General features: G+C 34.0%; 17 protein-coding genes. 12 read left to right on the plus strand and 5 right to left on the minus strand.

Annotation, left to right across the window (positions count from 1 at the left end):
• The first annotated feature begins 70 nt into the window (after positions 1–70).
• Genes BWZ20_RS07580 through BWZ20_RS07590 form a run of 3 tightly spaced genes read left to right on the plus strand, consistent with a single transcriptional unit; the run spans position 71 to position 1,868 of the window.
• Positions 71–595: a hypothetical protein gene (locus BWZ20_RS07580; protein ID WP_076618475.1), complete on the plus strand. Its 525-nt coding sequence runs from the start codon at positions 71–73 to the stop codon at positions 593–595.
• Between the two features lie 4 nt (positions 596–599).
• Positions 600–1,088, plus strand: a complete 489-nt coding sequence (locus tag BWZ20_RS07585; protein WP_157358348.1) for a hypothetical protein — start codon at positions 600–602, stop codon at positions 1,086–1,088.
• A complete protein-coding gene (locus BWZ20_RS07590; protein WP_076618481.1) occupies positions 1,089–1,868 on the plus strand; it encodes an amidohydrolase in 780 nt (259 codons plus the stop codon).
• On the opposite strand, the gene BWZ20_RS07595 is transcribed toward BWZ20_RS07590, so the two are convergent.
• Together BWZ20_RS07595 and BWZ20_RS07600 are read right to left on the minus strand one after the other, a co-directional pair.
• Positions 1,852–3,468 carry an Ig-like domain-containing protein gene (locus tag BWZ20_RS07595; RefSeq protein ID WP_076618484.1) on the minus strand — a complete coding sequence of 539 codons (1,617 nt, stop codon included), beginning with the start codon at positions 3,466–3,468 and terminating at the stop codon, positions 1,852–1,854. The genes BWZ20_RS07590 and BWZ20_RS07595 overlap by 17 nt on opposite strands.
• 56 nt (positions 3,469–3,524) lie before the next feature.
• Positions 3,525–4,184: a ComF family protein gene (locus BWZ20_RS07600; RefSeq protein ID WP_083677179.1), complete on the minus strand. Its 660-nt coding sequence runs from the start codon at positions 4,182–4,184 to the stop codon at positions 3,525–3,527.
• 83 nt (positions 4,185–4,267) lie between these two features.
• Here BWZ20_RS07600 and BWZ20_RS07605 point away from each other — a divergent pair, with 83 nt between their 5' ends.
• Positions 4,268–5,155 (plus strand): hypothetical protein, encoded by an 888-nt coding sequence (locus BWZ20_RS07605; protein ID WP_157358350.1) that lies wholly within the window; start codon positions 4,268–4,270, stop codon positions 5,153–5,155.
• Between the two features lie 62 nt (positions 5,156–5,217).
• Positions 5,218–6,762: a glycine--tRNA ligase gene (locus BWZ20_RS07610; protein ID WP_076618492.1), complete on the plus strand. Its 1,545-nt coding sequence runs from the start codon at positions 5,218–5,220 to the stop codon at positions 6,760–6,762.
• Between the two features lie 86 nt (positions 6,763–6,848).
• Here the strand turns inward: BWZ20_RS07610 and BWZ20_RS07615 are convergent, their stop codons facing one another.
• Together BWZ20_RS07615 and BWZ20_RS07620 are read right to left on the minus strand one after the other, a co-directional pair.
• On the minus strand, positions 6,849–7,400 hold the full coding sequence (locus BWZ20_RS07615; protein ID WP_076618495.1) for a DUF3575 domain-containing protein: 552 nt from the start codon (positions 7,398–7,400) through the stop codon (positions 6,849–6,851).
• 98 nt (positions 7,401–7,498) lie between these two features.
• Positions 7,499–10,945: a hypothetical protein gene (locus BWZ20_RS07620; protein ID WP_076618497.1), complete on the minus strand. Its 3,447-nt coding sequence runs from the start codon at positions 10,943–10,945 to the stop codon at positions 7,499–7,501.
• A gap of 134 nt (positions 10,946–11,079) precedes the next feature.
• Here BWZ20_RS07620 and BWZ20_RS07625 point away from each other — a divergent pair, with 134 nt between their 5' ends.
• The 7 genes from BWZ20_RS07625 to BWZ20_RS07655 all read left to right on the plus strand — a co-directional run bounded on the left by BWZ20_RS07625 (position 11,080) and on the right by BWZ20_RS07655 (position 20,278).
• Positions 11,080–11,841 (plus strand): exodeoxyribonuclease III, encoded by a 762-nt coding sequence (locus tag BWZ20_RS07625; RefSeq protein ID WP_076618500.1) that lies wholly within the window; start codon positions 11,080–11,082, stop codon positions 11,839–11,841.
• Positions 11,842–11,865: 24 nt separating this feature from the next.
• Complete coding sequence (locus tag BWZ20_RS07630; protein WP_076618502.1) at positions 11,866–12,825, plus strand: OmpA family protein; 960 nt, start codon at positions 11,866–11,868, stop codon at positions 12,823–12,825.
• Positions 12,826–13,011: 186 nt separating this feature from the next.
• Positions 13,012–14,049 carry an aldo/keto reductase gene (locus tag BWZ20_RS07635; protein ID WP_076618504.1) on the plus strand — a complete coding sequence of 346 codons (1,038 nt, stop codon included), beginning with the start codon at positions 13,012–13,014 and terminating at the stop codon, positions 14,047–14,049.
• 179 nt (positions 14,050–14,228) lie between these two features.
• Positions 14,229–16,637, plus strand: coding sequence for an efflux RND transporter permease subunit (locus BWZ20_RS07640; protein WP_076618506.1), 2,409 nt, complete (start codon positions 14,229–14,231; stop codon positions 16,635–16,637).
• Between the two features lie 35 nt (positions 16,638–16,672).
• Positions 16,673–18,118, plus strand: a complete 1,446-nt coding sequence (asnS, locus tag BWZ20_RS07645; RefSeq protein ID WP_076618509.1) for an asparagine--tRNA ligase — start codon at positions 16,673–16,675, stop codon at positions 18,116–18,118.
• A gap of 75 nt (positions 18,119–18,193) precedes the next feature.
• Entirely contained in the window at positions 18,194–19,657 is a 1,464-nt protein-coding gene (rpoN, locus tag BWZ20_RS07650; RefSeq protein WP_076618512.1) for an RNA polymerase factor sigma-54, read from the plus strand.
• 12 nt (positions 19,658–19,669) lie between these two features.
• Positions 19,670–20,278 carry a hypothetical protein gene (locus BWZ20_RS07655; protein WP_076618514.1) on the plus strand — a complete coding sequence of 203 codons (609 nt, stop codon included), beginning with the start codon at positions 19,670–19,672 and terminating at the stop codon, positions 20,276–20,278.
• On the opposite strand, the gene BWZ20_RS07660 is transcribed toward BWZ20_RS07655, so the two are convergent.
• On the minus strand, positions 20,273–20,971 hold the full coding sequence (locus BWZ20_RS07660) for a porin family protein (RefSeq protein WP_076618517.1): 699 nt from the start codon (positions 20,969–20,971) through the stop codon (positions 20,273–20,275). The two genes, BWZ20_RS07655 and BWZ20_RS07660, sit on opposite strands and share 6 nt — an antisense overlap.
• Positions 20,972–20,974: the final 3 nt, after the last annotated feature.

Here is a 20,974-nt window from a genome sequence, read left to right on the forward strand (position 1 = left end):
ATTGTAAATGATGTGACTTTGTCTGTTTTTTTGTGTTTAATAAACGTACAACAAAGAATATTAAAAAATCATGAAAGCACTAAATTACTTATATATATTGCTTGCTATCTTAGCAACATCTTGCGGTAGTTATGAAAAAGTTATTGCAAACGATGGTACTGTATATGAAGTTAAAGGAAACAAGATTAAGTTAAACGGAGAAGAGGTTACCGAAAATCTAAGCTATAAGGAGCAGGCAGAAATTAAACAGCTACTGGCCGATAAAATTGAAGAAAGAAAAGCTGCCGAAAAAAAACAAAAAGAACTTGAGAACCAAAAAGAGCGCCAAGAAGAAATAGAAAGAGAAGCTAAAGAAAAGCAAGAAGCCTTAGAGGAAAAAAAAGAAGCTCTAGAAGATAAATTAAAAGCAAAAAAAGAAGCTAGAGAAAATTATATTGAGTTAAAAAGAAAGTATGATAAAGAATTGAGAAGTTTTAAAAAATTAAAGCGAAAAGGAGAACTCTCTCCCAACGATATTAAAGATTGGGAAGCTAAACTAAGTGATTTAAAAACAAAAACAACTTCTGCAAGAGCAGAACTAAAAAAGTTTGATTAAAAAGATGAAATATTTTACACTACTATTATTTTTTGTGTTCTCCATATCTGGTTTTTCACAGAAAATTGAAAAAGAAGGTAAGGTCTACGACGTTAAAAATGAAAAAATCTACCTAAACGGCAAAGATATTACTCAAACATTACATCCAGAACACAAAGATGCTATTCTAGAACAAGCCCAAGCAATAAATGCAAAAAACAAAGCGAAGAAAGACACAGAAAAAGAGACCAAGAAGTTAGAAAAAGAAAAGAAAAAAGCCGAAAAGGGTCAAAAAAAAGCCGAGAAAGCACAAAAGAAAGCTGAGAAGGCTTTAAAAAAATCAGAAAAACTTCAGAAGAATTATAAAAAAGCACAAGACCATCTTAAAAAAGCCCAAAAGAAATACGAAAAGTTAAAAAAGAAAGGTAAATTATCTCCTGTAGACGAAGCGAAGTGGTTAGATAAAATTGAAAAGCTTACCCAAAAAGTAGACAAAGCTAAAGGAAAACTATAAATGACAAATGACAAACTTAACGTTGCATTAGTGCAAACCACCTTAGCTTGGGAAAACCCAAAAGCTAACAGAACACATATAGAAAATAAGGTCGGCTCCATTACAGCTGACCTTATTGTTTTACCAGAAATGTTTAGCTCTGGTTTTACAATGAATGCCTCTAGTGTAGCTGAAACCATGGTTGGTGAAACAATTACCTGGCTAAAAAAATTATCTAAAACCAAAAATACTGCAATCGTTGGCAGTTTAGTAATTATCGAAAACAATAATTACTATAATCGCTTAATATTTGTAGAGCCAAACGGCAACTTAACCACTTACGATAAGCGACATACATTTACTTTGGCTGGTGAACACAAAGTATACACAGCTGGGTCTAAAAAAATAATTATAGATTACAAAGGTTTTAAAATTTGCCCCTTAGTCTGTTACGATTTACGCTTCCCAGTTTGGGCAAGAAATTCTGAAGACTATGATGTACTTATCTTTGTGGCTAACTGGCCAAAGGTACGCATTACTGCTTGGGACACACTCCTTAAAGCACGCGCCATAGAAAACATGAGTTATTGTATTGGTGTAAATCGTGTTGGCTTAGATGGCAATAATTACGAGTATTCTGGGCATTCAGCAGCCTATGACGTTCTGGGAAACCGTATGGATTCAATACCTGAAAGCACAGAAACTGTTGAAATCGTTACTTTAGAAAAATCTCATATTACCAAATACCGAGAAAGACTTGGCTTCTTAAAAGACAGAGATACTTTTAGTCTAGAAGTGTAAATTCGTAGATAAAATCGAAACTAGCTCTTACTTCCTCAAGCTGAGCTGAAGGCATATAGCTTACACGTTCTGGTTGTATGCCTAAAAGGTAATTACCTGTATCATATTTACCATTTTTATTGGTGTCGTAAACCACTCTAATATCATATAATTTTGGTACAATATTAGTAAAATCTACTACTGGTAAGTCTGTGGTATAACGCTCGTATTCCACTTCACCCTTATTATTAACCATTTGAACAATCAATGGAAACTTGGCATTAATTAGTTTAACTCTAACATTTCCATACTCTGACTTCATTTTAGTGTTAATAACATCTGTTATTGTATCCTTATTGGTATGGCCATAAAAGTCTGTAAAAGTACCTGGTAACATTTTTACAGCATATTTTTGGCCTTCTTCTTTTTTAAATGGTATCTTAAATTGATTTAAAATAGAATCATACTTTGTATTAAATTCAATAGAAACAGAGTCTTTATCTATTATACTTATTTTAGAGACGTCTATGGTTTCTAGAGGTGTACTTGCTTGTAAAGTAAAGTGTTTGTCGTAATTTAAATTTCTGGGAGAGATAATTTTTGTACTTAGCGTATCTGCATCAAGATTTCTAAAACGGTGTTTAAAGGTATCTATATATTTCTCATTTGTAACGATAAAAAACGTTGTATCTATTTCAAATTTTGGCTTATACCAATAGTAAAGCGTATCGGTTTCAGTGTCTTTTGTAATTCTAGTACTATAACCCTCTGGCGTGTCTCCTAAAACTTTAATACGCATATTTTCATAACTCCCTTCATAAGGAAACATAATTTTCGTTTCGCCTTCTTGCTTTGGTTTTACAGCCTTAAAATTAGGCTTTTCCCTAAACAACGTAAGCTTATAATCTTTATCAGTTGGTACAGTTATAAACTCTTGATAAAAACCAATCTTATCGTTTTTCTGGTCAAAAGTATAATTACTGTTTTTATCCTTTAGGGCAATTAGCTTGTACGTACCTGCTTTTATATTGTCTATACTAAAGGTGGTAACACTATCTAAGGTATTGGTAATATATCTTGGTTTTTCTTTGTAAACTATAGAATCTGAATAGGTAGAATCTACTTCATACAACATTACTGAAATAAAAGTTTCTGGCTTCTTTAAAAGTGCATCTTCAACATAGCCTTTTACCGAAAGTGAATCTATGGTCTCGCCTGTTGAAAACACATAACGGTAATATGGATACGGGTTCTCTTCATTATTATCTACAATACTTTCTCCAAAATTAAAAGCATAAGTGGTATTGGGCATTAAAGTGTCTTTTATTTCTATAGAAATATACTTGCTTGCACCTCCCATGGGATAAATTATTGGATCCGTATCCATCGGTGGCGAAATGATGAGTTGCTTTCTAAGATCCTTAATTTTAATATACTCGTTAAAGGTTATTCGTATTTTATTACCATTAAAATTAGTCGAAAAATTTTTAGGGCTTTCATCGGTAATTATAGGTGGTTCAGTATCTTCCTCACCGCCAGACGGAGAACCTCGATTAGCGCAGCTAGCAATTACTAATGCTAAGGTGGCAATGCCTAAAATTTGTGTAAGATATGACCGCATTTAACAAAATTAATTTTGCACAAAGAAACAATTTTTAAACTTTAGAAACGAAAAAATCAATCTGCAATTGCCATGGTAGCAAGACTTAACTTAATATTATCAATTTTTAACAATTCTGTAGCACAGGCCTCTGCCGTTGCTCCTGTAGTAATTATATCATCTACAAGTAAGATGTGCTTTCCTCTCAACGCTACGTCTTCACTAATTGCAAAAACAGCTCCATCATCATTCCACCTAGAAATTCTACCCTCAAATACTTTAGTTTTTGTAGATTTTGTTTTTATGAGTACAGTATCATTATAGTCTGCATTTAATGCTTTGGCTATTGCTTTTCCAAATTGCTCAACTTGATTATAACCGCGTTGCCTTAGCTTTGTTTTGTAAAGTGGTACTGGGATTACTATTTCTATCTCATTGTAGGCATCAATTGTTTTTAATTCTGCTCCTAGCCAACGACCAAAAAAACCACTGATGTGCTGGTGTCCTCTATACTTTAAATTATGAAGTAACTGTTGTACCGCACCTTTTTTTGAAAAGTGAAGAAGTGCGGTTGCTAGTTCTAGTTTTACACGACCGTAAACTACTTTTTTAACAGTATCTGTATTATCGAAATGAAAATTGGTAACAGGTAAATCGTGCCGACATTGGGTACAAATAATCAATTCATTATCTGCTAAAGCACGGTTACAGGCTTCGCAGACTTTAGGAAAGAACAAGTTCAACAAATTTTTTACCACTTAATCGAATAAAATAAAAATGCACTCTAATATACTCTAATTTCGTTTTAACTAAGAAATTAATGATGATAGTTAACCCTCAATTATTTAACTACAGATTAATTATAAGTTCTTTATTAGTTGTTTTAACAGTTTTGGGAGTCTACAGCTTTGCAAATTATAAATCCATTAAATCCTACGAGGATTTCCTAAAGCAAGAAAAAGTTTTGATAGAAAAAGAACTGTCAGAAATTTTAGTAAGTTATGACCAACTAAGCCAAGATTATGATCTTATGTCTTCGCAGCTCCAAGAAGCAAAACTAGAAACTAAAATTGCTTTAGATTCTTTAAGGTTATTAAAAAGTGACTTATCAATAATCACAAAGTTCAAAGACCAGCTTTTGGTGTTAAAAACTAAAAGCAAAATATTATTGGCTACAGTAGATTCTCTTAATATGGCTAATCTAAGATTAGAAAGAGAAAAGCGCTATGCCATGAATACTATAAAAAACAATAACCTTACTATTAACGCACTTGAGCAGGCCAACGATTCTCTTAACCAAACTATAGATAATGCCGCCATCCTTAGGGCCAATGCAGTTAATGTTGAAGCATTTAAAATCAATAACTCCAAAAAGAAAGCTACTCTTAGAGCTAAGCGAGTTAATGCCTTAGAAGTATGTGTTGCACTTACAGAAAACCCATTGACCGAAAAAGGAACAAAAACAATTTACATACAGATTGTTAGTCCAAATAACAACGTTATTGCAGATAAAGGCGAAGTTTTTTTTAGCAACACCTCTCTAATTTACAGCAAAAAAGAGGTGATAAACTTTGACAATAAAAATTTAGACATCTGCACTACAGTAGCTACTTACAAAGAAGATAGGCCTCTTAAAAAAGGTACTTATTTTATTAATGTTTTTCACGAAAACAGAAAACTTGGAAGTACCAGTATTGTACTAAAATAAATCAATCTCATTATTTTTAAAAAACCGCTGAATTAATTTGAGCGGTTTTTTATTTTTGTGCCATGGCAAACGACGACAAATTCAAAAAGGTAATCTCTCATGCAAAAGAGTATGGTTACGTATTTCAGAGCAGCGAAATCTATGATGGTTTAAGTGCTGTATATGATTACGCACAAAATGGTGCAGAATTAAAGAAAAACATAAGAGACTATTGGTGGAAAGCCATGGTACAAATGCACGATAATATTGTTGGTATCGATGCCGCAATATTTATGCATCCAACCACTTGGAAAGCCTCTGGGCACGTAGATGCGTTCAACGATCCACTAATAGATAACAAAGACTCTAAAAAGCGATACAGGGCAGATGTTTTAGTAGAAGATTATTGTGCTAAAATTGAAGCTAAAATCGAAAAAGAGATTAAAAAAGCCGAAAAACGTTTTGGTGATGCCTTTAACAAAGAAGAATTTGTATCTACAAATGGTAGAGTTCTTGGTTACCAAGAAAAAATCGATTCTATTCTAAAGCGTTTAGGTCAGTCTTTAGAAAAAGAAGATTTAGCCGATGTAAAAGCCTTAATTGAAGAATTAGAAATTGCCGATCCGTTAACAGGAAGTCGTAACTGGACAGATGTTAAGCAATTCAACCTTATGTTTGGCACCAAGCTAGGAGCCAGTGCCGAACACGCTATGGATTTATATCTTAGACCAGAAACAGCTCAAGGTATTTTTGTAAACTTCTTAAATGTTCAGAAAACTGGACGACTAAAAATTCCTTTCGGAATTGCACAGACAGGTAAAGCCTTTAGAAATGAAATTGTAGCCAGACAATTTATCTTTAGAATGCGCGAGTTTGAACAAATGGAAATGCAGTTCTTCATTAAACCAGGAACGCAAAAAGAATGGTTTAACTATTGGAAAGAAACCCGTTTAAAATGGCATAAATCTTTAGGTATGGGAGACGACAATTACCGTTTCCATGACCACGAAAAATTAGCACACTACGCAGATGCTGCTACAGATATAGAATTTAATTTCCCATTTGGTTTTAAAGAATTAGAAGGGATTCACTCACGTACAGATTTCGATTTAAAACAACACGAAGAGCACTCTGGAAAAAAGCTACAGTACTTCGATCACGAAGACAACGAAAGTTACACTCCCTATGTCTTAGAAACATCCATAGGTCTAGATCGTATGTTCTTAGCGGTTTTCTCCAATAGTCTACAAGACGAAACTTTAGAAGACGGAAGCGAAAGAACGGTATTAAAACTGCCTGCTGTATTAGCACCTACTAAAGCCGCTATTCTACCTTTGGTAAGAAAGGATGAAGCCTTAACCAAAATGGCAAAAGACATTGTTGACGATCTTAAATGGGATTTCAACGTGGTATATGATGAAAAAGACGCTGTAGGTAGACGTTACAGAAGACAAGATGCTGCTGGCACACCATTTTGTATTACGGTAGATGGCGAAAGTTTAGAAGACAACACAGTAACCATACGCCATAGAGATACTATGGAACAAAAGCGCGTTAAAGTTGAAGTATTAAGAGATATCATTAAAAAAGAAGTGGATGTTAAGGAATGGTTGCTGAAGATGAAATAATAAATACCAATAAAAGTATTTACAGACCTGTCAGTTTTTAAAATCTGATAGGTCTTTTTATTTAACCTACATATCAATCCTAGAGCCTAAAATCTATAACCAATACTTATACCTCCTTTGCCAATTAAATCATATTCAGATTCATCTGCTTTAAAAAGATTTCGACCATAACCAACATAAATTTCCCCTATGAATCCACTTTTAGTTATCCATTTACCTCCTAAGCCAATACCAAGAGCAAAATCTGTCACATAATTCTCTTCACCGTCATCAAAAAGTAAATCTAAATCTCGTTCGGAAGAGTTTAGCATTCCAAACCCTTCCAAAAAGAATCCTGCAGCATATTTCTCACCAAAATAATATCTATAATATGGTGAAATAAAATATTGAATATTGTCTCTAATACTATCATCATAAGCAACCATTGCGTGAATTCCTAAACTAGATTCTTCTTTTAAAATATACTCATAACCAACGTCAATTGCCCCAGCAATAAGGAATAGTGCATTTAACTTAACTTCTTGTTTGCCAAAATACACATCAGTATTAGTTTGTTCTTCTTGATTAGATTGTTCGTGTTGGGCGTAAATGGCTAAAATTGAGAAACCCATTAGCAATACAAGTAGTAGCTTTTTCATTATAGATTGTTTAATTGATTAAGTTTATAATTAATATTACAATTATAACTTATAGATGATTTAATATACAAATGGTTGCGTAAGAAATCTCTTTATTTTTAAAAATAAGCCTTCAACTGTATGGTGCCTGTATGGATGGTTTTAGATGTCTCGGTTTTACGACCAAAATAATTGAGGTTTAAGTCTAAAAACTTAGTCAGCTTCTTTTGTGCCAATAAACTCCAGGTGAAGTTTTTTCCTGGCTGTAAACCTTCTAACATTTGGTAAGCTACTGGTGTGTTTGGATTGCCTTCATATTCATTTTGAAACATATTAAATTCACCAGTTAATGCAATTTTTTCAGCTTTGTTATAAGTAAAAGAAAACCCATAATTGTTTTGCGATAATGCTTCTAAACTTCCAATAGTATTTTCTTTCGAGGTGTATTGATAAAAGACATCAAACTGCGCATTTTCACTAAACAAATACGATAATTTAGGTTGAAAACGCTCTTCTTCAATCAGGTAATTTCTGTTAGTAAAGTTTTCACTTAGACTTTCATCTGTACCAAAACTTGCTAGCGCATTTGCCAACCAATTAGTGGCAAATTTATGGTTAAAATTCAACTGATGATTGGTGAGTTTATTTTCCTGAAAACCTATAGACAATAGACTTCTACTTGTATTGGTTAAAAACGTATAAGAAGTGGTATAGCGCTGTTTTCCTCTGTTGTAAAACAATACATTTCTCACACTATTATTTAAAGCTAATTGGTTGTCCTCATCAGCTTCAAAAGGATTTAAATTAAAATTATTGCCTTCTCTTCTAATCTTCCTATCAATAAGATATGATGTTTGATTATAAAAATGCGAAAAGAACTTTTTGGTTCTATCCTCAGAACCACTCCATTGCATCGGATTTATGGTCAACGTCTGACTCAATCTATTTTGATGCGTCCTAACAAAAACCTGGTTTGGCAATAATACACGTATGTAGTTGCCTTGGTCTGTAAATTGTGCTATTTCAAACTCATTGAGTTCTTGTATGCCATTTTCATTATAGTCAATCCATGTATAAGCACCTTGTCCAGCCTCAACCTCTACATAGGTAAAATCTTGCTGTGGCAACGTACCCGAATTGGTTTCAAAACTTGTGTTCCAAAGTACAAGATTGTTAAACAGTTTTTGGTTATAGTTTAATCTGCTGTTTAAACTTTGTTCGTCTTTATTGGTCTCTGAGCTTGTCGAAGAGTCGTCTTCAGCCTTCAAACTTCTATAATTCACAAAAAGCTGAAGATTGGTATTTTTATTTTGAATTAATCGCGACTTAAGATAATAGGTGTTTGAAGCATTCACGCGCTCAACCAAGTTATTTCTTAAGCTATCATTGAAGCGTTTTATGTAACCAACCTCAGCATAGACTTTAGTACTATCTCCTATTCCCACAAAGGTTTCGTAAGCTGAAAATCGCTGACTCAATGGTGTCAATGAATCGGTAGCTATAACGGTTTGCTCATTGTCCTCTGTAGTAAATTTTGCACCAATCCATTTATTGTTTTTGGCATAAACCAAGCGGTTAAAGGATCTCAAAAACGTAGAACGATTTACGGTGCCCTCGTTATTAAGAAAACTTGAATTTGTAAAAATCCTGAAATTACCCAAACGTAAGTCTGCCATAAGATTATGACGACTTCCACTAAAATTATTAGCGTAATCTAAATATTCAAAATTATAAGAAGCCAATCCCTTTTTAGCATGCGATAATTGCAATCCTGAGGTAAGCAAAAGTTGGTTCCCTAAGATAAAATTTCCTTGATCGTCTCTATTATCTTCAAGGTTCCAATCACGATTAAATTCGGCTCTATACAAACGCTGAATGGTTCTAAAGTTCTCTTGAATAAAATCGGCATCAATCAAAGCTGATAAATTCCAAAGGCTATCGTGTTTTATTAGCTTTTGATTCACTTTAAACTTCCCAGCAAAACCATCATTATCATCATCATCTAAACTCGAAAACAAGTTAATATCGTTTTTACTTCCTGCCAATTCAAAAAACACATCTGTTTTTTCGGTAGGCTGGTAACGACCATTGAGCACTGCAATTTGTAAGCGTTCTGGCGCCACGAGTTGGGTAATAGGTTCGTAATTTCCTTGCGGAACGCCAGCAATCGGTGCAACATATTCAAAAATATTACTCACGGCATTGTCGTTACTAAGCACGTAGTTTCCTTGGTTAGCACCAACCAAGGTAAACCGAACTCGGAATAATTGATCCTCAGGATTTTGAGAAAAAACAAAAATTTCTTCGCCACCTACAATTTCTTTTCGGTAGAGAATTCTGTTTTCAGAAAACGATTCTTCCGTCGCGGAAGGTGCCACCATTAAGCTGGTATCATCTCCTGCATTGGCTAAAATTTCCGTTTGCTCTGTGGATAGGTTTTGCTGCAATGGCTGATTTTTGGCATCACTTTCAGAATATACAGAAACGTTTAACTGTAATTTTTCGGTTTCAAAAGTACTACCTCCAAAAACTGTAAAGCGTGAGTAATTTCGCTCACTAAACTGGTAATCTACCGTAATACGCATTTCGGAAGTAATGGGATAAGTTGAATTGAAAATAATTTCACCAGCATTATAATCTATAATATAATCGTGGTTTTCTCCGCGCTCTAAGGGCACACCATTTACATAAACCGTTTCACTGCCAGAAACAATAAGCACAAACAACTCGTTATTTGGACCTCGCAATTTATACGGACCTTGATTGCCTTCTTGGGCCGTAAACTGTGTTGTTGTAAACTGACCTCTCACCAACGCACCAGAGGCAAAAACAGAAGTTTTGTCACTCAAATTAGCGTTTACCAATAAACCTTGCACGCGTTTAGAAAAATTGGCAAAATAACTTTTGGTATTAACCAAATCTATATCACCTGCTCTTATATTCCAGTTGTCACTAAAAAGTTCTATAAAAACTTGATCGAACTCATCTAAGCGTTGCGAATATCCACTTTCTTGCAGTGGAATATTAGCATCCTGTATTGAGGCTCTAAGCGATACCTTGTCACTCAATTTTCCTGAAATTTGCAAATCGAGTTCACTATTTAAAACAGAATTTTGGTTATTACCTATTGTTACACCTCTAGAGATACTTCCAGAAGTTGTTAGACCATCAAAGGGAGTAAAAAGATTTCTGCCCGAGGTGTTTTCTAACCTATACAAGGTTTCTATACCAGCTACGGAGCGATCTACAATAACATCTTCGTCTAGTTGTTTATAAACCTTGGTCATAAAATTTGGATAGCGCAAATATTCAATATCAACAGAATCTATTTCAACCTGTTGGTTAAATTTCAAAATAGACTTTGAAAAATCAACGTTATAAAGTGTAGCATCCAGAATAACACCTTGCTTAGTTTTTACACTAAATTTTGAAGGATTTATACTCACAGAATCAATGACTATTGAATCTGCCACAGCAACGCGTATTTTCTTATAATTACCCGATTTTTCTTGGGCAAAACCCCAAAAACACATTAATATGATAATAAGAAATAGCGCTTTTTTCATCTAAAATAATAACTGCATAACGTTTGAAATATTTTATCGTTAAAAGCAGTATAAATTTATAGTGTAAAAGTACTCTATTATTTATTTTAGCTGAATAGCTAGAAAAACAACTCAAATCAGGAAATTAAAGTAACATGAAAATAGCTTCGTACAATGTTAATGGTATAAGAGCTGCCATAAATAAAGGGTTTATAGATTGGCTACAAGCCACAAATCCAGACGTTATTTGTCTACAGGAAATTAAAGCTATGGAAGACCAACTCGATTTAGACCTTTTTACAAATGCAGGCTATGAGTATAATTATTGGTTTAGCGCACAAAAAAAAGGCTATAGTGGTGTTGCCATTCTCTGCAAAAAAGAACCCAACCATGTTGAGTTTGGCACAGGAATAGAATCTATGGATTTTGAAGGCAGAAACCTTAGAGTAGACTACGACATGGTATCTGTTATGAGCATGTACTTACCTTCTGGTACCAACGATGCAAGATTGGCTCATAAATTTGAATATATGGATTTAATCCATGAGTATTTAAATGAACTACAAAACGAAAAACCTAATCTTGTGGTTTGTGGAGACTACAATATTTGCCATGAGCCTATTGATATTCATAACCCAAAAATGAAAGGCGTTTCTGGTTTTTTACCAGAAGAACGCGAATGGTTAGGTGATTTTATTGATAGTGGTTTTATTGACAGTTTTAGATACTTACATCCTGAAAAACAAGAGTTTTCTTGGTGGAGTTACAGAGCCAACTCACGAGCCAACAATAAAGGTTGGAGATTAGACTATGCAATGGTTAGCCAACCCTTACAAGAAAACATAAAACGAAGCGTTATACTCACTGAAGCAATACACAGCGATCATTGCCCTATTTTACTAGAATTAGACTTATAAACATCTCTTAACTTAAATTAAAACATGATAAAAAAAATTTCATTATTAGCATTTTTATTATTGTCAATAACCTCTTGTGTCTCAAAAAAAATATACACCGATCTAGAGGACAAATATGCCAATCTAAAAAAAGACAACAGAGCCTTAACTGAAGAGGTAGAAGCGCTATCTGCAGACAAAAACAAATTAACTAATGACCTAAACAGCCTGCAAGCTGCCTATGACGAGGCTGTAAAAGAACGAGATCAATTACGCTCAGACTATGCAGCTACAAAAACTAATCTCGACAATTTAAAAGCATCTTACGATGCATTAGAAAAAAATAGTTCTGCTGAAATTGCCAAAAACTCTCAAAAAAACAGAGAACTTCTAGCCCAATTAGAAGCCAAAGAACAAGCCCTTATTGCCGAAAATGAGCGTTTAGAAAAATTAAAAAAAGAACTGGAAAGCAGATCGCAACGCGTTGCAGAATTAGAAAGCGTAATTGCCGCTAAAGACGCTAACATGCGTGCTCTAAAAGATGCTATTTCTAAAGCCTTAACTAATTTTGAAGGCAAAGGTCTTACCGTAGAGCAACGCGATGGTAAAGTTTACGTATCCATGGAAAACAAGTTGCTTTTTGAATCTGGCAGTTGGTATGTTGGTGCACAAGGAAAGCAAGCCGTAAAACAATTAGGAAGCGTTTTGGCAGAAAATCCAGACATTGCCATTTTAATAGAAGGCCATACAGACAATGTACCTTACAAAGGCAATGCGCAATTAAGTGGTAACTGGGATTTATCGACCAAGCGTGCTACAGCAATCGTAAATATTCTAAGAGAAAATAATGCGATTAATCCTGAAAACTTAACAGCTGCAGGACGAGGCGAATATGCACCTGTTGCCTCTAATGACACTTCAGAAGGCAGGGCAAAAAATCGTAGAATTGAAGTGATTTTAACACCAAAACTTGATGAGATTTCAAAATTGTTGAATGATATTTAATCATCCTGCATTGGTCACTGAGCGAAATCGAAGTGAGACAGCAATCATTTCTAACAAAAACCTTAACATAGATTTAGACCTTTCGTGTTTTTACAACATGAAAGGTCTTCTTATTTTTGTAGTAGTGATGAGCAAATGTTCTATGAGATTCTGAATCAAGTTCAGAATGACAAAATTTAATTTTTTATGAAATATACAACCTTACCAAATACAGATATAAAAGTTAGTAAAATATGTTTAGGCACCATGACTTGGGGCAATCAAAACACACAAGATGAAGGGTTTGCCCAAATGGATTTGGCTTTAGACAAAGGCGTTAACTTTTTTGATGTTGCTGAACTATATCCTGTACCAGCAACAGCCGAAACCTATGCTGAAACTGAGCGTATTATTGGTAACTGGTTTACAAAAACAGGTAATAGAGATAAGGTTGTTTTAGCTACTAAAATTGCTGGTCCTGGCGATTATACTGCTCACATAAGAACTACTGGTTTTAGCAAACAAGCATTAAATGAAGCTGTTGACAACAGTCTAAAACGATTACAAACAGATTACATAGATTTATACCAATTGCACTGGCCAGAGCGCAGTACAAACACATTTGGCCTAAGAGATTATGTTCATAATGCCAATGATGGCTGGGAAGATAATTTCAATGAAATTTTACACAATCTTGATGAAATTATTAAATCTGGAAAAATTAGACACATAGGTTTATCTAATGAGAAAGCTTGGGGAACCATGCGCTACTTAGAAGAGTCTAAATACAATAATTTACCAAGAATGATTACCATTCAGAATGCATATTCTCTTCTATGCAGACCTTTTGAAGGTGATTTGGCAGAAATTGCACACAGAGAAAATATTGGTTTACTAGCCTACTCACCTATGGCATTTGGTGTTTTATCTGGTAAGTACATCAAAGGTACTGCTGCAGATAATGCAAGGTTAAAACTGTTTCCAAGATTTGCTAGATATAGTAGTGATCAGGCAACAGAAGCCACTAAGCGATACCTACAAATAGCCGAAGATAATAATATGTCTTTAGCGCAAATGTCTTTGGCATTTGTTAACCAAAGACCTTTTGTAACAAGTAATATTATTGGCGCTACAAGTATAAAACAGCTTGAAGAAAACATTGAAAGTATCAACATAACCTTATCAAATGATATGCTAAAAGCCATTAATGATGTTCATGCATCCATACCAAATCCTGCAACTTAGTTTTTAAAAAATAAAAGGATAATCCTTTAGAAAGCACCAAGGGCTTATACTTTTACATCTAAACATTCCTACTATTATATTAGTGTTAATTCCTTAGCCAATCCTTAGGTTTTTTCTACCTTTGCGGCTCGTTTCAAATTAAGGCATTATTTGCTATTTAAAGACGCAGAAACTTATACATGTTTAAACTGTTGACTACTGGATTTTGGGAAGGTGTTGCGAGGATTATCCTTCGCAATAAAATCTTCATTCTTCTTGTCATCATATTAGCTACAGTGTTCTTGAGTATGCAATGGAAACATATGCGCTTTACTTACACGGAAGCCAATATGTTGCCTGATGACCATGAAGTCAATCTCATATACAACGATTTTTTAGAAGTATTTGGAGAAGAAGGTAATCTCATTGTTTTAGGTGTTAAAGATTCTAGTGTATTTACGGTTAATCAGTTTAATGCTTGGAACAACCTTGCAGAATCCTTTAAACCTTATGATGAAGTTGAAACTGTTCTTTCAATAAAAGATCTTCAAAAACTGGTAAAGAACAACGAAAAGAAACAGTTTGATTTAGTTCCATTCATAAAAGATTCTATATCTAGTCTTAATGAAATTAAGAAACTACAAGAAGACCTTTTTAAGAAGTATCCATTTTACGATAACTTTTTATTTAATGCAGAAAACAAAACACTTCGTACTGCTATTTATCTAAAGAAAGAGATCGTTAATACGTCTGCCAGAAAAGAATTTATCATAAATATTCTTGAAGAAAGAATACAAGAATTTGAAGCAAAACACCCTAAGCTAGATGTAAAAGTATCTGGCATGCCTTACATTAGAACATTAAATTCTCAAAACATTGTTGACGAAATTCCGATTTTTATTGGTGCCGCTTTGTTTGTAACATCTTTCATTTTCTTTTTATTCTTTAGATCGTTTAGAGCCACCTTTATATCACTTATTGTGGTCTGTACTGGCGTAATGTGGACCTTTGGAATTTTAGGGCTGTTAGGTTATGAAATCACTGTACTTACGGCTTTAATTCCGCCATTAATCATTGTTATTGGTATACCAAACTGTATTTTCTTAATTAATAAATACCAGCACGAAGTAAGGTCTCATGGTAACAAAGTAAAATCCTTGCAACGCGTTATCACCAAAGTTGGTAATGCCACTTTAATGACCAATGTTACCACTGCATCTGGTTTTGCAACGTTTATTTTAACAGAAAGTAAATTACTTAAAGAGTTTGGTATCGTAGCTTCATTGAGTATTCTTGCAATATTTATACTCTGTTTGCTTATTATACCCATAATATACACGTTTTTACCTTATCCTAAAGAGCGTCATTTAGAACACTTAAACAAACGCTGGATTGGCGGTTTTGTAGATTGGATGGAACGTATGGTAAAACATAAAAAAATAACTATTTACGTTACGGCGTTTATTCTAATTATGGCCAGTATGATTGGTATTAATCAGATGATAATATCTGGTAGTTTGATTGAAGATATGCCAAAAGACAAACAGTTTTTTAAAGATATTCGCTTCTTTGAAGAAGAGTTTAACGGCATTATGCCTTTAGAAATTATGGTAGACACCAAACGTAAAAAAGGTGTTATGAAGTTGTCTACCCTAAAACGTATTAATGAATTAGAAGAACTTATTGAAGAAACGCCAGAGTTATCTAAACCAATCTCAGTAGTAAGTTTAATAAAGTATAGCAAGCAAGCTTACTTTAATGGCAATCCTAAATATTACCAACTACCTACTAGCCAAGAAAACAGTTTCATTCTTTCTTATGCTAAAAACTCATCTTCTGATGTAGATTTGCTTAAGAATTTTGTAGACAGTACTGGCCAATATGCTCGCATAACAACATTTATGAAAGATATTGGCACTGACAAAATGGAGCGTATTCAAGAAAACCTTCAGAATAAAATTAACAAAGTTTTTCCCAAAGAACGTTATGAGGTAACAATGACTGGTAAAGCTTTAGTATTTCAAAAAGGCACAAAATACTTAGTAAGAAACTTAGTAATATCATTAACACTAGCCATTGTGCTTATCTCATTGTTTATGGCCTATCTGTTTCGTTCTTTTAGAATGATAATTGTATCCCTAATACCAAACCTACTACCGTTACTTGTAACTGCTGGGTTAATGGGTTATTTAGGAGTGCCTATTAAACCATCAACAATATTAGTCTTTAGTATTGCTTTTGGTATTTCGGTAGACGATACTATACACTTCTTGGCAAAATACAGACAAGAATTACAGGCCAACCACTGGAAAATTAGAAAATCTGTATATGCCGCACTGCGAGAAACTGGTGTAAGCATGTTTTATACCTCTATTGTATTATTCTTTGGGTTCTCTGTTTTTACAATATCTAGCTTTGGTGGTACGGTAGCCCTAGGTGCATTGGTGTCTATAACCTTATTGTTTGCAATGCTATCTAACTTATTGTTGTTACCATCATTATTACTATCACTAGAGCGCAATATTGCTAACAAAGAAGTGCTAAGAAAACCAACAATTGATATTATACCATCAGAAGACCATAACGAAGAAATCCAAAAAAATAAATAGAAAAATTATCTTAGCATTTTCAAAATAATTTTAAAATGATAACAAAAACCGTAGCAGAATTATTATCAGCAGATATCACTTTACAAGATGTTTCTGTAAAAGGATGGGTAAAAACATTTAGAGCCAATCGCTTTATAGCCTTAAATGATGGTTCTACAATAAATAATGTTCAGTGTGTTGTTGATTTTGAAAATTTTGATGAAGCATTATTAAAACGCGTTACAACTGGTGCTGCTATTCACGTTAAGGGTGAGTTGGTAGAAAGTCAAGGTAAAGGTCAATCTGTCGAAATTCAAGTCAAGGAACTTGAAGTTTTAGGTGATTCTGATCCTGAAACTTACCCTATTCAACCAAAAAAACACACCTTCGAGTTTTTAAGAGAAAACGCTCATCTGCGCACAAGAACAAATACCTTTAGCGCTGTAATGCGTTTAAGATCTTCATTGTCGTTTGCTATTCACAAGTATTTTAACGAAAATGGTTTCTATTACATGCACACACCAATTATAACTGGCAGTGATGCAGAAGGCGCAGGTGAAATGTTTAGAGTAAGTACTTTAGACGCGAAAAAGCCACCATTAACAGAAGATGGTGATGTAAATTATAAAGAAGATTTCTTCGGAAAAGAAACCAACCTAACTGTTTCTGGACAATTAGAAGCCGAAACTTTTGCGATGTCTTTAGGTAAGGTGTATACTTTTGGCCCTACATTTAGAGCAGAAAATTCAAACACATCTCGACACTTGGCTGAATTCTGGATGATAGAACCCGAAGTGGCTTTTATGGATTTGGCTGGTAACATGGATTTGGCCGAAGATTTCTTAAAGTCAGTTTTAGGCTATGTTCTAGAACACAATAAAGACGATTTAGAGTTTTTAGACAAACGCCTACAAGATGCTGAAAAAACCCTACCACAAGCAGAACGTAGCTCAATGAACTTAATTGACAAAATTAAGTTTGTTGTAGACAATAACTTTAAACGTGTAAGCTATACAGAAGCTATAGATATCCTTAGAAACAGTAAGCCTAATAAGAAAAAGAAGTTCAAGTTTATAATCAAGGAATGGGGAGCCGATCTACAATCCGAACACGAGCGTTATTTAGTTGAAAAACACTTTAAATGCCCTGTAATTTTATTTGATTATCCAGCTAATATTAAGGCATTTTACATGCGCCTAAATGAACCTGACCATGAGGGAAGAGAAACTGTAAGAGCAATGGATATACTTTTCCCAGGCATTGGCGAAATGGTAGGTGGATCTCAGCGTGAAGAGCGTTTAGAGGTTCTTAAAGAAAAAATGAAGGCCCTCGATATCCCAGAAGAAGAATTATGGTGGTACCTGGATCTTAGAAAATACGGTACAGCTGTGCACTCTGGTTTTGGCCTAGGTTTTGAAAGACTCGTCATGTTTGCAACAGGAATGGGTAATATTAGAGACGTTATTCCTTACCCAAGGACACCTCAGAACGCTGAGTTTTAAATCTAGTATTAAACCTGTAAGGTATAAGTTCCCTCACAGGTTTTTTTCTTACTTTTATATGCAACAGAAATTTCAATGTCCCTAAAACAGTATTTACAATTTAAGTTATCGCAAAAGCTGTCGCCACAGCAAATTCAGCTTATGAAGTTGATACAACTTCCTACGCAAGCTTTTGAACAACGCTTAAAGCAAGAACTCGAAGAAAATCCTGCTCTAGATACCGGAAAAGACGAATCTACAAATGATGAATTTGATGAATTTGACAATTCTACCGACGATTACAATGACAACGATACCATTGATGCCGACGATATAAATGTTGATGAATATTTAAGTGATGATGAAATACCAGATTACCGAACACAAGCCAACAACTACAGCTCTGATGACGAAGAAAAAAACGTACCCTACGCTGCAGGAACATCCTTTACGCAACATTTAATTAATCAGCTTAACACCTTCAGACTTTCTGAACAAGAAGAAGAGGTTGCTTATTTCTTAGTTGGTAGCGTAGATGAAAGTGGTTATATAAGACGGTCTTTATCTGATATCACTGATGATTTAGCATTCACTCAAAATGTCTATACTTCTGAAGAAGAGGTTGAAAAAGTTCTTAAGGTGGTGCAACAATTAGATCCTGCTGGTGTTGGTGCACGTAACTTACAAGAGTGCTTAAGTATTCAGCTAAGTCGAAAAGAGCAAAATCCAGATGTAGAATTAGCCAGCAAAATCATAGATAAGGCTTTTGAACAGTTTACCAAAAAGCATTATAAGAAATTGATGCAAAAGTTTAGTATTGATGAAGAGCAACTCAAAGATGCCATTGAAGAAGTAGAACGACTTAATCCGAAACCAGGTGGTTCTTATGCTGGTAACAATAAAATAGTTGAGCATATCGTTCCAGACTTTGCTATTAAAATTGTGGATGGTGATCTCGAGTTAACCCTTAATGGAAGAAATGCGCCAGAGCTCCATGTCTCGAGAGAATATAGTAACATGCTTAAAGGCTATAAGGATACCAAAGAAAAATCTAAAGCTCAAAAAGATGCAGTTCTATTCATAAAACAAAAATTAGATGCTGCAAAGTGGTTTATTGAAGCTGTAAGACAACGTCAACAGACGCTCTTTGTTACGATGAGTGCCATTATGCACTATCAAAAAGAATACTTTCTTACTGGTGATGAGCGTAAGCTTAGGCCAATGATTTTAAAAGATATTGCAGACGAAATTGAAATGGATGTTTCAACAATTTCGAGAGTTGCAAACAGTAAATATGTAGACACACCTTACGGAACAAAATTGATAAAGGAATTCTTCTCTGAGTCCATGACCAATGACCAAGGTGAAGAAGTTTCCACTAGAGAGATAAAAAAGATTCTTGAAACTGTAATAGAGGAGGAAAATAAAAAGAAGCCTTTAACAGATGAAGCGCTTTCTAAAATTTTAAAAGAAAAAGGCTATCCCATTGCCAGACGTACCGTTGCTAAATACAGAGAGCAGCTAGATATTCCTGTCGCTAGGTTAAGAAAAGAACTATAATGTAACGTTTGGATGAAAAATTTTATTCTTAAAAGTATATCCTTTGTGTTTCATCCCTTAATTATGCCTTTGCTCGGTGTTGTGTTTTATTTTCATAAGACACCTCGCTATATACCTAAGCCTATACAGAATGCTAAAATCTTCTCTATAGTAATACTTACAATAATACTTCCTATACTGTTATTTTTTTTGTTAAAAACCATTAACAAGGTAGATTCCATATACTTAAAAAGTACAAAAGAGCGTCTTATCCCATTACTCATTAATTGTGTTATAACTACCTTAATTTTAATTAGGGTATTAACACCCAATGAAATTATTGAGCTGTATTATTTCTTTTTGGGCATATTGTGTTCTACACTAGCTTGTTTTATTATGGCAATATTTAAGATTAAAGCAAGTATACACATGATTGCAGCCTCTGGTTTTTTTATGTTTGCCGTAGCTGTAGGACTTCATTATAAAATTAATATAAACGGCACAATAGCTTTAATGATGATTATTCTGGGTGCAATCGCCACGTCTCGTCTCCATCTTAAAGCACACACCAATCAAGAGCTTCTAATTGGTCTACTTACAGGATTATTTCCACAGGTACTTTTTATGAAATATTGGTTATAGAATGTAGAAGATTAAACCAATTTTAAATGAACTCATGTTAAGTACATTACCATCTAATTTTGCAGAATCTTCAAATATTGGATTTAACCCATAATAGGCATGGATATTCCATGTACCGTAACCAGCGCTTAAGGTTAGGCCATATTGTAGTCGATTGAAGGTATCAATATTTGATAGCTTAACATTGTCTTGGTCACTTTTTAATTTTGTTGAATTATAAAATAAATATCCTAATTTAAAACCTGGATAAACCCTTAAAAAGCTATATGTGGTTGGGCTAGATTTTCTAAACCTAAACTCAAATGGGATCTCAAGCAGATATGTTGTAAATTTATTTTTAGAGACATTAATTTCACTCTCATCAATGACATTAAATAATATTTGTTCATCAGCTTTGGTTATCGCTATATTCTGGTTATAAGAATTTGCAGATAAGCCTAAACCTATACCAAAAGCAACTGTTCGCTCTTTATTAACTGGCATATCTCTAATAAACCCAAAATGAAACCCTGTAGAAAATCCATTCTGGCTAACAGCATTTGGTTTTTCGTTAAGTAGATTGTAAGTTACCGAAATATAAAACTGGTCCTCGCGGTAGTTTTTATATAAATCAGATGTTTCCTTATTATTTCTATTTTGCGAAAACGCGAAAAAACTTACAGCGATAAAAACAACTATAATGATATTCTTCATAGA

The organism is Winogradskyella sp. J14-2, from assembly GCF_001971725.1.
Classification (GTDB): Bacteria; Bacteroidota; Bacteroidia; order Flavobacteriales; family Flavobacteriaceae; genus Winogradskyella.

What these genes read in the sequence shown, in the direction of transcription:
- BWZ20_RS07605 (WP_157358350.1), top strand. Translation starts at nt 4,268, where the DNA reads ATGATGATAGTTAACCCTCAATTATTTAACTACAGATTAATTATAAGT.
- BWZ20_RS07660 (WP_076618517.1), bottom strand. Translation starts at nt 20,971, where the DNA reads ATGAAGAATATCATTATAGTTGTTTTTATCGCTGTAAGTTTTTTCGCG.
- BWZ20_RS07640 (WP_076618506.1), top strand. Translation starts at nt 14,229, where the DNA reads ATGTTTAAACTGTTGACTACTGGATTTTGGGAAGGTGTTGCGAGGATT.
- BWZ20_RS07655 (WP_076618514.1), top strand. Translation starts at nt 19,670, where the DNA reads ATGAAAAATTTTATTCTTAAAAGTATATCCTTTGTGTTTCATCCCTTA.
- BWZ20_RS07635 (WP_076618504.1), top strand. Translation starts at nt 13,012, where the DNA reads ATGAAATATACAACCTTACCAAATACAGATATAAAAGTTAGTAAAATA.
- BWZ20_RS07625 (WP_076618500.1), top strand. Translation starts at nt 11,080, where the DNA reads ATGAAAATAGCTTCGTACAATGTTAATGGTATAAGAGCTGCCATAAAT.
- BWZ20_RS07620 (WP_076618497.1), bottom strand. Translation starts at nt 10,945, where the DNA reads ATGAAAAAAGCGCTATTTCTTATTATCATATTAATGTGTTTTTGGGGT.
- BWZ20_RS07585 (WP_157358348.1), top strand. Translation starts at nt 600, where the DNA reads ATGAAATATTTTACACTACTATTATTTTTTGTGTTCTCCATATCTGGT.
- BWZ20_RS07590 (WP_076618481.1), top strand. Translation starts at nt 1,089, where the DNA reads ATGACAAATGACAAACTTAACGTTGCATTAGTGCAAACCACCTTAGCT.
- BWZ20_RS07610 (WP_076618492.1), top strand. Translation starts at nt 5,218, where the DNA reads ATGGCAAACGACGACAAATTCAAAAAGGTAATCTCTCATGCAAAAGAG.
- BWZ20_RS07595 (WP_076618484.1), bottom strand. Translation starts at nt 3,468, where the DNA reads ATGCGGTCATATCTTACACAAATTTTAGGCATTGCCACCTTAGCATTA.
- BWZ20_RS07615 (WP_076618495.1), bottom strand. Translation starts at nt 7,400, where the DNA reads ATGAAAAAGCTACTACTTGTATTGCTAATGGGTTTCTCAATTTTAGCC.
- asnS (WP_076618509.1), top strand. Translation starts at nt 16,673, where the DNA reads ATGATAACAAAAACCGTAGCAGAATTATTATCAGCAGATATCACTTTA.
- BWZ20_RS07630 (WP_076618502.1), top strand. Translation starts at nt 11,866, where the DNA reads ATGATAAAAAAAATTTCATTATTAGCATTTTTATTATTGTCAATAACC.
- rpoN (WP_076618512.1), top strand. Translation starts at nt 18,194, where the DNA reads ATGTCCCTAAAACAGTATTTACAATTTAAGTTATCGCAAAAGCTGTCG.
- BWZ20_RS07580 (WP_076618475.1), top strand. Translation starts at nt 71, where the DNA reads ATGAAAGCACTAAATTACTTATATATATTGCTTGCTATCTTAGCAACA.